This is a genomic window from Halapricum desulfuricans, from assembly GCF_017094525.1.
Taxonomy (GTDB): domain Archaea; phylum Halobacteriota; class Halobacteria; order Halobacteriales; family Haloarculaceae; genus Halapricum; species Halapricum desulfuricans.
Window position 1 is genome coordinate 1,239,084 of the sequence record NZ_CP064788.1, and the last position, 12,134, is coordinate 1,251,217.

12 protein-coding genes are annotated in these 12,134 nt (G+C 64.9%); 8 read left to right on the top strand and 4 right to left on the bottom strand.

What is annotated here, in order from left to right:
- Nucleotides 1–149: 149 nt before the first annotated feature.
- The 6 genes from HSR122_RS06410 (at nt 150) to HSR122_RS06435 (ending at nt 7,590) form a co-directional block, all read left to right on the top strand.
- Nucleotides 150–575, top strand: a complete 426-nt coding sequence (locus HSR122_RS06410) for a NifB/NifX family molybdenum-iron cluster-binding protein (protein ID WP_229111961.1) — start codon at nt 150–152, stop codon at nt 573–575.
- Nucleotides 572–1,354 carry an MBL fold metallo-hydrolase gene (locus HSR122_RS06415; RefSeq protein WP_229111962.1) on the top strand — a complete coding sequence of 261 codons (783 nt, stop codon included), beginning with the start codon at nt 572–574 and terminating at the stop codon, nt 1,352–1,354. Before HSR122_RS06410 ends, HSR122_RS06415 begins: the two co-directional genes overlap by 4 nt.
- 67 nt (nt 1,355–1,421) lie before the next feature.
- The gene (locus HSR122_RS06420) at nt 1,422–1,754 is read left to right on the top strand and encodes a FaeA/PapI family transcriptional regulator (RefSeq protein ID WP_229111963.1); all 333 of its coding nucleotides are present in this window, start codon (nt 1,422–1,424) and stop codon (nt 1,752–1,754) included.
- A gap of 16 nt (nt 1,755–1,770) precedes the next feature.
- Nucleotides 1,771–2,223: a metal-dependent transcriptional regulator gene (locus HSR122_RS06425; RefSeq protein ID WP_229111964.1), complete on the top strand. Its 453-nt coding sequence runs from the start codon at nt 1,771–1,773 to the stop codon at nt 2,221–2,223.
- Between the two features lie 591 nt (nt 2,224–2,814).
- Nucleotides 2,815–4,533 (top strand): L-lactate permease, encoded by a 1,719-nt coding sequence (locus HSR122_RS06430; protein WP_229111965.1) that lies wholly within the window; start codon nt 2,815–2,817, stop codon nt 4,531–4,533.
- 27 nt (nt 4,534–4,560) lie between these two features.
- The gene (locus HSR122_RS06435) at nt 4,561–7,590 is read left to right on the top strand and encodes an FAD-binding and (Fe-S)-binding domain-containing protein (RefSeq protein ID WP_229111966.1); all 3,030 of its coding nucleotides are present in this window, start codon (nt 4,561–4,563) and stop codon (nt 7,588–7,590) included.
- Between the two features lie 7 nt (nt 7,591–7,597).
- On the opposite strand, the gene HSR122_RS06440 is transcribed toward HSR122_RS06435, so the two are convergent.
- The 4 genes from HSR122_RS06440 to HSR122_RS06455 form a co-directional block, all read right to left on the bottom strand.
- Complete coding sequence (locus HSR122_RS06440; RefSeq protein WP_229111967.1) at nt 7,598–8,056, bottom strand: hypothetical protein; 459 nt, start codon at nt 8,054–8,056, stop codon at nt 7,598–7,600.
- 44 nt (nt 8,057–8,100) lie between these two features.
- A complete protein-coding gene (locus HSR122_RS06445) occupies nt 8,101–9,834 on the bottom strand; it encodes an Nramp family divalent metal transporter (protein WP_229111968.1) in 1,734 nt (577 codons plus the stop codon).
- Nucleotides 9,835–9,896: 62 nt separating this feature from the next.
- Nucleotides 9,897–10,442 (bottom strand): Fic family protein, encoded by a 546-nt coding sequence (locus tag HSR122_RS06450; RefSeq protein WP_229111969.1) that lies wholly within the window; start codon nt 10,440–10,442, stop codon nt 9,897–9,899.
- 40 nt (nt 10,443–10,482) lie between these two features.
- Nucleotides 10,483–10,908: a helix-turn-helix domain-containing protein gene (locus HSR122_RS06455; protein ID WP_229111970.1), complete on the bottom strand. Its 426-nt coding sequence runs from the start codon at nt 10,906–10,908 to the stop codon at nt 10,483–10,485.
- A 183-nt stretch (nt 10,909–11,091) separates the two neighbouring features.
- Here HSR122_RS06455 and HSR122_RS06460 point away from each other — a divergent pair, with 183 nt between their 5' ends.
- Nucleotides 11,092–11,232 carry a hypothetical protein gene (locus HSR122_RS06460; protein WP_229111971.1) on the top strand — a complete coding sequence of 47 codons (141 nt, stop codon included), beginning with the start codon at nt 11,092–11,094 and terminating at the stop codon, nt 11,230–11,232.
- Nucleotides 11,233–11,351: 119 nt separating this feature from the next.
- Nucleotides 11,352–12,101, top strand: coding sequence for a hypothetical protein (locus HSR122_RS06465; RefSeq protein WP_229111972.1), 750 nt, complete (start codon nt 11,352–11,354; stop codon nt 12,099–12,101).
- Nucleotides 12,102–12,134 lie beyond the last annotated feature (33 nt).

Here is a 12,134-nt window from a genome sequence, read left to right on the forward strand (position 1 = left end):
GCGGCCTGTAAGCATCAATCGTCCCCTCGCGTGACCGAGCCCATCCGAGCAACCGGTCACCCGCCTCGGGACCGGACTCCGGGGGAGTCTTGTACGGGTGACGAAACCGGAAGCGGCATTTTTTGCCGTCGACAACGTCAAAAGAGACAATGCAAGTCTGTATGCCGACCCTCGGCGAAGGGGGTCTCGACGCCGACGTGTCCCATCACTTCGGTCGCGCGCCGACGTATACGGTCTACGATACCGACGCTGACGAGGTCGCCGTCTACGAAAACGACAGCGACCACCGCGGCGGGAGCGGATCACCGCCGGAGATCGTGGTCGATCTCGGTGCCGACGCGCTCGTCTGTGTCCACCTCGGGGAGCGCGCGAGCGAGCAGTTCCACGAGATGGGTATCCCGATCTACTGCGGGGCCGAGGGGACCGTCGAAGACGCTCTCGAGCGCTTCCGGAACGACGATCTCACGCGGGAGCGGCCCGGCAGTGACGCCTGTCGAGAGGACGACGATCACGAACACGGCCACAGTTCTGGTGGCGACAAGGGTCATGAACACGCCGGAGGTGACGCCCGATGACGCGCGTGACGATCCTCTCGGACAACGAGGTCGTCGACTCCCGACCAAAGGGGTTGCGGGCCGAGTGGGGCTTCGCCGCCGACGTCGACGGGCTGCTCTTCGACACCGGACAGACGGGAATCGCCGCAGACAACGCCGACAAACTGGGGCTGGGCCCCTACGAGACGATCGTGTTGAGCCACGGCCACTACGACCACACCAAGGGGCTGCCGGCGTTCGTCGACGACGTCGAGGAGATCTACGTCCACCCCGACGCGTTCGAGCCGAAATATCACGGCGAGGAGTCCATCGGCCTGCCGTACACCCGGGAGTGGATCGCCTCCTACGCGACGATCAACACCCACCGCGATCCGGTCGAAGTCGCTGACGGGATCTACGCGCTCGGGGAGATCCCGCGTCGCTATCCCGACAGTTCGACCGGCGAACTGCGAGATTCGGACGGCAACGCCCGCCCCGATCCCGTCCACGACGACCAGTCGCTCGCCGTCGAGGGCGAAGACGGGCTCGGGCTGGTCCTTGGGTGCTGTCACGCCGGCCTGCGGAACACGGTTGCCCACGCCGAGGACGTCTTCGATCGCCCCGTCCGGACCGTCCTCGGCGGGACGCACCTCCGGTCGCCCGATCCCGACGAACTCGACGAGATCGTCGCCTGGGTGACCGACCGCGTCGATCGGATCGCGCCCACGCACTGTACCGGCCACGACGCGCGCCGGAAGCTCGAAGACGCGTTCGGCGAGGACTACGAACGCGTCGGCGTCGGCTCGACGATCGAGTTGTAATCGAATTCCGAATACCAATTTGGTACTAGCAAAAGGATTATGCTCACGGACGACAAACGGTCGGGTGATGGCACCCAGACACGGAAACGGCGGCAAAGCGGGCGCTGGACAGTCGAACCGACGCGGCGGGCGCGGCGACGGGCCCGGTGGGAAGCGCCACGAGCGGCGGCGCGAGCGCGTCCGCGACGAGGACGGACAGTTCGTCGAGACGGTCGACGGAGAGACCGTACTGAGCGTCTTCGAGGCCGTCTCTGGACCGGTCGTCACGACGACGGACGTCTCGGACGTGCTCGGCGTAAGCACCGAATCGGCTCGACAGAAGCTCAACGAACTCGTCGAAGCGGGCGAGTTACGGCGGCGCAAGACCGGCCGTACGGTCGTCTACTGGCGGGTCGAATGAGCGGACGGGGGCAACGATGAGCGAGTATCCGCCGGCGATCGACACGGAACTGCCGGTCAGTCCCGGCGAAGGGCGGTATCTCTGCGGCCTGCTGTACCGGACGCTGCTGGACGAGCCGCCGATCGGCAACGGCGAGCTCGCCGAGCACCTCGGCGTCAGCGGAGCCAGCGTCTCGGAGATGATCGACGCGTTCGACGAGGCCGGCCTCGTCGAGTACGAACCCTACCGCGGTGCGACGCTGACCGACGACGGCGAGCGACTCGCAAGGGAGATCCTCTGGCGGCGGTGTGTCGTCACGCGGTTCTTCGATCGGATTAGCGGCGTCGATCTGGCCGACGAGCAGGCCTATCAGATCGGCTGTCTGCTCGAAGAGAAAGACGTCGAGGCGCTCGCGCGGCAGGTTGACCAGCCTTGCCGGACCCGCTGTCAGGCCGACAGTGCCGAGGACTGCGCGGAGCTGGCGGTCTGACCGTCGACCTGCCTCATAGTGATTCCTGTACCGATTTGCCAGTGCGACTGCACGACTGCGTGCGGTCGATCCGGAAGGGACGTACAGTAATCACCATCACTGGTTTTCGCGTCATCCCGTCGCGACCGCTGTGACGGTATCTCTCGTCGTGCCGTCGCAACATTGTATTGTGCGCCAGTCGGGCTATTGCAATATTACACTCGTGTGTACCCAATCTATTTTCGTGTGTGTCTTCCATACAGTCGTATGTTTCCGATAGCGACCCGGTCCCTCTTTTTATATACCCTTTCGCTGCTCCCAATTTCGCTGTTTTCTCCCCGATATTCGTATCTGGACTCTTGAAACCGTATCATAATATATACTTTACCCATATCATTTCTGGGAAAAGGCGGCGTCGAGCCATCCTATCATTCATATAGAATCATGCGGTAGATACAAGTGGTTCCAGTTGGACCTTCGATCCATGCCAGGCTTGAACGGGCATAACACGCGTTCGGACGGTGTCACACACGCTCTGCCGAACGCGTCAAATAAAAGCACATACCGGACACAGGACTCGGGCGATCCAGGCCAGAGAGTGGTGGATCACTGATGGTGGGGACGCTCACGCTGGCAGCGCTGGCAGCGACTCCGATCGCGGCGGCGTTCGCGCTGCTGCTGGTATTTCGCTGGTCGGCCGCGCGGTCGATGGGCGTCGGCTGGCTCATCGCGACAGTCCTCGGGCTGGCGTACTGGCAGATGGATCCCGGGTGGTGGGTCGCATCCGCCATCTACGGCGGGCTCGAGGCCATCGACATCATCCTGATCGTGTTCGGCGCGATCTTGCTGATGAACTACCTGGACATCAGCGGCGCGATCTCGACGATCCGGTGGCACTTCAGCGGGATCGCGACCGACCGGCGGATCCAGTTGCTGTTGATCGGGCTGGGGTTCGAGACGATCATCGAGGGCGTGGCCGGTTTCGGCACGCCCGGGGCGCTGGCCGCGCCGCTGTTGATCGGGCTGGGGTTCCCGCCGCTGGGCGCGGCCGTGTTCGCGCTATTTTTCAACGCGCCGAACCCCCAGTTCGGTGCCGCTGGGACGCCGATCCTCGGCGGCGTCAACGCCGTCATTACCGAAGGGAAACTCGCGGAAGCGGCTGAACCGATCACGCAGGCTCAGTTCCAGGCGCTGGTCTCGGGCTACTCCGGTGTGGTCACCGGGCTGGCCTTCGCGTTCTGGGGCGTGCTGGGGATCTTCCTGCTCGCGTACTGGTTCGGTAACGAGCACGAGCGCTCTATCGGCGGGGCGGCACGCGCCACCGCGCCAGTTGCGCCGTTCGCACTGGTGCTCGGCGTCGTCGCCGGGCTGACCCAGTGGTCGATCGCGTGGTTCGTCGGCACCGAACTCCCGTCGATCGTCGCCGGGTTCGTCGTCTTCGGACTCGGACTCGCGATGGCCGATCGGGGGATCCTCGTCCCCGAGGAGCCCTGGATGTTCCCGGAACGGGAATCCTGGTCAGACCTGTGGCTCGGTGGTCTGACGCTCGATAGCATCTCCGGAGACGAGCCAAAGAAGGAAATGCCCGTGCTGCTGGCCTGGGCGCCGTACCTGCTCGTCGGTGCCGTGTTGCTGGTCACGCGCTGGCCGACGCTCGATCTCGTTGCTACCCTACAGGAGTTCACGATCGGTATCCCGGCCGTGCTCGGGTACAGCGATCTCTCGTGGAACCTGCAGTATCTCTACCTGCCCGGGACGATGCCGTTCATCCCGGTCGCGATTCTGACGGGCTTTCTCTACCAGATGGACAGCTCGGACACGGCCGAGGCCTGGCGCGAATCGGTCCGTCAGATCGGCCCGGCCGCGGTGACGCTTGTCGTCGTCGTCTCGCTGACCCAGATCCTGATCCAGTCGGGTGCCGACCCCGCCAGTGCCCGTTTCGATGCGGGGATGATGGACGCGCTCTCGCAAGCCGTCGCGTTCGGTGCTGGAGCGGCACTGCCGGCGGTCGCTCCCTGGATCGGTGCGCTCGGCGGCTTCGTCACCGGATCGAACACCGTCTCGGACATCCTGTTCGCCGCGCTCCAGTACGACGCGGCCGAGCAAGTCGGCGTCTCCCGGTCGATCGTCGTCGCGCTCCAGAACGTCGGCGGCGGCATCGGGAACATGATCTCCGTCCAGAACATCGCCGCGATCAGCGGCGTGGTCGGGATCACCGGCCGCGAAGGCGACATCCTGCGCAAGACGATCGTCCCCACGATCATCTTCGCGCTGTTCGCCGGCGCGGTCGGGATGGTGCTAGTGTACGTCGTGGCTCCCGGGGCGTTCTAACTCGAACAGACAACCACATCCAACACAATGTCACAGAAAATACATTCCGACGGCGTCACGGATCCGGCAGTCGATCCCCGCGCCGATTACGATTACCAGAGTACAGCAACGCATCGAGAGGGGTTCGTCTCGGACCTCCGAGCTCGCGTCGACGGCGACGTCCGGTTCGACACCTATAGCCGACAGCTGTTCGCGACGGACGCCAGCGCCTACGAGCAACTGCCGATCGGCGTCGTCTCGCCGACCTCGACGGCGGACGTCGTCGCCGTCATGGAGTACTGTGCACAGCGAGACATTCCTGTGCTCCCCCGAGGCGGCGGGACGAGTCTCGCCGGCCAGGCGGTCAACGAAGCAGTCGTTCTGGACTTCAAACAGTACATGGACGAGCTGCTCGAGATCGATCCCGACGCGGCGACGGCGCGCGCCCAGCCGGGCATCACGATCGCCCACCTCGATCAGGCGCTCGAACCGCACGACCTCAAGTTCGCGCCCGATCCTGCGTGGGGCGAAAAGAGTGTTCTCGGCGGTGCGATCGGGAACAACACCACCGGAGCACACTCGCTGAAGTACGGCAAGACCGACGCCTACATCGAGGAGTGCGAGGTCGTGCTCGCCGACGGCACCAGGACGACGCTGGGGTGGGTCGACGTCGATTCGCTTGCCGACCGCGCGCGACAGGCCGAAGAAGACGGCTCTCCGATCGAGGCCCGGCTGTACGCCGAGGTCGATCGGATTGTCACCGAGGACGCCGAGGAAATCGAGCAACGCTACCCCGACCTGAAGCGCAACGTCTCGGGATACAACCTCGACATGCTGATAGACAACGCTCGCGAGCGAGGCGAGGTAAACCTCGCACGACTACTAGCCGGTAGCGAGGGGACGCTCGCGATCGTCACCGAGGCGACGGTCTCGCTGGAACCGATTCCGAACGAGACGGCGGTCGTACTGCTGACCTACGACGGTGTGATCCCCGCGATGCGTGACGTCGCCCCGATCCTCGAACACGATCCGTCCGCCGTCGAGGTGATGGACGACGTCTTCCTGGATCTGGCGCGGGACACCTCCGAGTTCTCGGACCTCGTCGCGACGCTGCCCGAGGGAACCGATTCGACGCTGCTGGTCGAGTTCTACGCCGAGACGGCCGAGCAAGCCAGAGAGAAAGTCGCCGACCTGCTCGCCGATCGGCTTCCCGGCCACGACGGGGCGGCCGACGCGTCCCCCGACGCCGACGGCCCGGACGACGTCTACGCCAGCGACGCGCTGGAGGCCTACGACGACGAGCGTCAGGCGAAGTTCTGGAAGATGCGAAAGGCCGGGCTGCCGATTCTGCTCTCGCGCACGACCGACGAGAAACACTGGCCGTTCGTCGAGGACACGGCGGTCCCGCCCGAGAACTTGCCGGAGTACGTCACCGGCATGCGCGAGATCTTCGACGAGTACGACACGTTCGCCGCGTACTACGCCCACGCCGGCCCCGGCGTGTTGCACATCCGGCCGCTGTTGAACCTCAAAGCCGAGGACGGCGTCGAAACGATGCGGGAGATGGCCGATCAGATCACCGATCTGGTCATCGAACACGGCGGCTCGGTCTCCGGCGAGCACGGCGACGGCCGGGCCCGAACGAAGTGGAACCGGAAACTCTACGGCGAGGACCTCTGGGAGACGTTCCGGGACCTCAAGTCGGCGTTCGATCCCGACTGGTTGCTCAATCCTGGGAACGTCTGCGGGGACTTCGATCCCGGCGAGAACCTCCGGTACGACGCCTCCTCCACCTTTGATGCCGACTTCGAGCCCGTCCTGAACTGGGACAACGACAACGGCTTCCAGGGGATGGTCGAACTCTGTCACGGCTGTGGCGGCTGTACCGGTCACCAGGACACCACCGGCGGCGTGATGTGTCCGACCTATCGCGCGGCCGACGAGGAGATCACAAGCACGCGCGGGCGGGCGAACATGCTCCGATCGGCGATGAACGGGAACCTGCCCGAGGATCCCTTCGACGACGAATTCATCCACGAGGTGATGGGTCTCTGTATCGGCTGCAAGGGATGCAAGAACGACTGCCCCAGCGGCGTCGACATGGCCAAGCTCAAGGCCGAAGTCGTCCACGAGTACCACCAGCGCGAGGGGACGAGCCTGCGCGACAAGCTGTTCGCGAACGTCGAGACCGTGCTCTGGCTCGGGAGCGCCTTCGCGCCGCTGTCCAACTGGGCGATGCAGGTTCCTGGCAGCGGACTGGTGATGGAGAAGGCGCTCGGGATCGCCCAGGAGCGTGATCTCCCGTCGTTCCACCGGACGACGTTCCGAGACTGGATTGACGACCGGGGCGGGACACGCGTACCCAGGGCCAGCGCGGCGCGGAAGGCGTTGCTGATAGCCGACCCGTACACGAACTACAGCCACCCCTACGTCGGAAAGGCGGCCGTCCGCGTCCTCGAAGCCGCCAATATCCACGTCGAAGTTCCCGAGGAAGTGTCCGACAGTGGTCGGCCCGCCTTCTCGAAGAGCATGCTCGACCACGCCCGCGCAACCGCCGAGGAGAACATCCGGGCGCTGGAACCGTACGTCGACGACGGCTGGGATATCGTCACCGTCGAGCCGTCCGATGCCGTGATGTATCAGTCGGACTACCTGGATCTGGTGCCGTCCGACGCGGCGGCGCGGATCGCGGCCAACACCTACGGCGTCACGGAGTACATCGACGTCCACGAACTCGATCGCAACGTCGACTTCGACCCGCCCGAGGAGTCGCTGTCCTATCACGGTCACTGCCAGCAGAAGGCGACGAAGAAAGACCACCACGCGGCGACCGTCCTGCGACGGGCCGGCTACGAGGTCGACGCCGTCGACTCGGCGTGCTGTGGCATGGCCGGCTCGTTCGGGTACGAGGCCGAACACGTCTCGATGAGCAAGGCGATCGGCTCGATACTGTTCGACCAGCTCGACGATTCGCCGGCAGACCAGCCCGTCGCGCCCGGTGCGTCGTGTCGATCCCAGCTCGAAGAGTACGAGGGCGAACCACCACATCCCATCGAAAAAGTCGCCGACGCGCTCTAGGGAGGATTCACCGATCGGCGAGAAAGCGCCTGAGACTGTTCGTCGGACTGTATCCGACCCCTGACCGCGACTCGACGGCGAACCCGCGGCGATCGCCGAGGGACTCGAGTGCGGCCGAGAGTGCCTCGACATCGACGGGTGCGTGAACCCGATACGCGTAGGGCGGGCCGTCCCGCACGTCGACCGCGAGCTTCGGTCGTGCCAGTCGACTGTCGTACGTCCGTACCCGCTCGATCGACTCGTAGTCGACGGTATGGGCCCGCTTGGCCAGTTCGAACAGCCCAGCCGGCCCGTCTTCGCGATACCGTTCGCGGGCCCGGTCGCCGGCCGTGGAAAGCCTGCCGCGTGCCAGTCCGAACAGCGGCGTCAGGTACGCGTGTTCGACGACGTGCAAGCGGTCGTCGACGAACAGCAGGTCACAGGCGCGAAGCGGGAACGAGCCGGCGACAGCGAGATGGACGTGCACGTGTACGGCCGATCCCGGTCGAAGTGCTCCCGAAGAGTGTGTCATCAGTGGAGTGGTCCTTGCGCCTGTTCGGAACCGGGAACGGTGTCTTTCGACGCGAGTTTCGCCCGTGCGGACCGCACCACGACGAATCCGACCACGAGAGCTGCGGCGGCAAACAGCGCCAGCCCGCCAGGCTCGCTCGCGAGGACGCCCGCGTCAGTTTCGAACTGCGGCAATCCGGCAGCGGACGCCCACGTGCCGAGTAACAGGACGCTGAAGTAGCCGAAAAACGCCGTCGCCCACCACAGCATGCCGAGCCGCGTCCAGCTGGGCTGGGTGTGCTCCGGCAGTCGTTCCGTGTTCATGATCGCGAGCAGCGCCGTGTAGGGCAACATCATCAGTCCCGAGGCCGCTGCACCCACTACGAGCAACTCGAAGGGGCGGTCGAACGCGAACGGCACCGGGAGCGCCAGGACGGCGATCCCACCACCAGTGAAGACGGTCAACAGCGTCCAGAATAGCCGCGGCAGACTCCAGCCGGCCGAACGGCCGTGCAACTCGTAGACGATGTCGGCACTGTTGCGAACGAACGATTCGACGATGCCGTACTCGGTCGTCAACAGCGCGGTGAATAGCGCCACGTACAGGAGTATCTCCGGAAGGACACCCACCTGCGGGACGACGACGTCCGTCCACATGGCGATCCCGCTTTCGGCCGTGCCAGTCGCGTATTCCGCAGCGACCGCCATGAGCATCGTCGCGACGGCAACCAGGCCGAGAACGAACGTGAGCAGGTGCTCGAGCTGGACGAGCCGCCACCACCCCCGCCACCGGCGCATATTCGTCGGCGTCGGCGGAAACGTGAATCCGCCGCGTCGAACCGGCTCCGGGTCGTCGCCGACGATGGGATTTTTGATTCGACCCTGGTAGCGACCCATGCCGTATCCCTTCTCGCGGACCCAGAGGCTCTGTGACAGGTTGAGATACCCACCCGCGCCCGCGAAGGCGATGCCACCGAGCAGCAGGGCGATGTCGCTCCCAGCCGGGAGCTGCCCGACGCTGTCGACCGCGGTGGGAATCGCCGCGAGTTCGGAGATCGATCCCAGGACGACAAACAGCAAGAGAGCGATCAGCAGCGCGAGCGAGACCAGCACTGCCTGGACCCGCTCGACGACGTTGTACATCACGGGCGTCACCTGGTAGGTGAGCCAGACGAGCACGAGCAGTGCGATCCCGAGGACGCGCCAGCTCGCCAGGCCGATCCCGCCGAGGCCGACCGTCGTCTCTTCGACCCCCAGACCGATCGTGCCGATGCGGGCGGCCCCGGCCGCCCAGCCGGGCCAGCCGAGGCTCGCGAACCCGAACACGAGCAAAATGAGAGGCCACACCCTGCCGAGGCGCTCGAACCCGCGGAAGATCGACTCGCCCGTCGCGACGGTCCAGCGCTGGATCTCGGTGTTGAGAAAGAACTGTGTGGCGACTCCGAGGAGAAACAGCCAGTAGAGGTCCCAGCCGTGGGTCGCGACGAGCAGCGGCCAGAACAGGGTTTCCCCGCTCCCCAGCGACGCCCCCAGTAGGATCGCACTCGGACCGAGGACGTGGGACAGTCGGGGCACGCGCGGCAGATCGAGCAGCCGGAACCCCTCGTCGTCACCACGATCGGGTTGCGTCGCGTCGTCGCGCGCGACGTCCAGGTTGTCGTACGCCGTCGGCATGTAGGAGCTGCCGTGGTACGTTCGCCCCTCTGAACCCGACAGGTACACGTCGTCGCGGACAGGCGTATCATCGTCCGACATATCGGAGTCTCGCCCCTTAGGGTCGAGTTGTCGGTAGGGAAAGCACGATGGTCACAAAAGCGTTACCCACCGAGGAAATGCCAGATGTGGCCACGTTCCTCAGGTGGATCGACGCCGGGCAGTTCCGCCAGCGCCGGCTGCAGCGCGTTCCACCACCCCTCCGCCGTCTCGAACTCTGCCGGATGCTCGGGATAGACGTCGGTGAGAAAGTCGGACTTCTTCGCCTCCGGGTGTTCGCGGAGATACTGGTACGCGGCGACGAGTGCCTGCTGGCGTGTCTCGAGCGTCGTGCCCGTCCCCGGGAGATCGACCTGCGTCACCAGTTCTTCGATCCGTGGTCCCTCGGGTCCGTCGTCGGGCTGCTCTTCGATCGGAACCCACCAGACGCGACTTCGGGAGCCGACTTTTCGCGTTCGCAGCACGCCTTGTTCGACGAGTTCGTTGAGCTTGTTGTGTGCGGTCCGGCGGGAACAGTCGACGGCCTCCATGATGTCGTCCGCAGTCAGCGGACGGGCGCGGTCTTCCCGCTGCTCGAACACCTCGAGGACGTCGCTGAGCGGGATCCGTCCACGGTCTGTGGCCTCGAGTCGTTCCCGCTCGGGAGCCATACACGAACGTCTCCCGAGAAGACGCAAAAGCGTTTCCCCGTCACGATTCTGGCCGATCGACCGGACTTTCGCCGTCCGCTCCGAACAGTCCGCAGTCGGCGACCGGATCGGCCGCGAAAGCCTCGATGGCGTCCCGACAGTCGGTATAGACCTGATCGACGCGAGCTTCCATGCGCTGGGCGACCACCGCCGGATCGACGGCGTCGTAGACCGAGCGCTGACAGGTACTGTCCCTGATCGTCGAGGTCTCGACCAGGTCGTGCGTCTCCAGGCTATCGACGATCCGGTAAGCGGTCGTCAGTGCACAGTCCAGTTCGGACGACAGTTCCTGCACGCTCAGCGGTCCGTCGCTCTCACAGAGGCGCTCGTAGGCCTCCCGCTCGGAACTGTTGAGTCCGAACACGATCGCCAGCGCCTGTTCCGGGTCCGGCTCGGCGACGGCAACCTCCTGAAAGGACTGCGCCATTGTCTGTACTTGATCGGTGTCGACTTTGTATCTGTCTATCCGGATATCCGAATCAGGCTGTCGGCGGCACGTTCGCGGAGGCTTTCGCCACGGCAGGTATCGGAATGCTATCCGCATGTTACAGCCGACAGTACCGATCCGAAAAGCAATACGTATCCCTCGCTCGCCCCTAGACGACTCACGATGGCCGAACTCCGCGACGACGGCGTCCACAGCCACTATGCGCTGTCCGACGACCGGATCGCGACAGGGATGGAGCTGATGCGCGAGATCCTCTTCGACCAACTCGGCGACGACCACCACGTCCCGCCGGCCGAACACTAGATCGTCCGGTCTGTCCGGAGCGCCGATCCCGACGGAATAGCGACCTGTTCTCACGTCATATACAAGACTGTGCGACTGCACGACAGGTTCAAGCGACGAGATACGCTACTGTCCCTGCAATGGCTATCGAGACGTTCGATCTGAAGCGAGAGTGGCTACGGGAGGTACTGCCCGATGGACTGCCGGTCGGAGAGACGACGGTCGTCTCCGGACCCGGGGGGTCGGGCAAACCGTTGATCGGGTTCGCGGCCGTGAAATCGTGGCTGGAGTCGGGCGGGAGCGTCGTTTTCCTGCTGACCAATTCCGGGCGCGAGTTCGTCGACGAGACGATGACCGAACTGTATGACTTCGACGTTGACGCCTACCCTGATCGACTGTCATTTGTCGATTTCGACCCGACGCTGGAGCCGAGCGTCGAGGGGATGGTCGTCGACGATCCGATCGAGGCGAACCTCCTCGAACCCGAGGTCTGGGACGAGGCGCTCTCGACGGCGATCGACCGCGTCGGCGACGACGTACTGGTGTTCGCCAGCGCGCTGAACCTGTTTCTGTTCTCGCCGACCTACGGCGACGACAGCCTCAAGGCCTTCGTCGACACCGTCGAACGCGACGACGACCACACGTACCTGTTCACCGTCAGCACGTCCGCCTTCGAGGACGACATCGCGCGCGTCGAGGACGCCTCGGACACGGTGTTGATGACCGAGATGCGCGACGATCGACTTTTCCTGCGCGGCGAGCGGTCGGACTCGGTCGCGGTCTCGATCGACGAAGTGCAGGTCCCGTTCACTCCCGAACAGCTCGGGACGATCAAGTCCGTCTCCGAGGAGACCCGGACGAGCCTGATCCCGACGCTGAAAGAGCTGTAGGCCGGTGACGTGATCGCCACCCTCAAAGCCGTC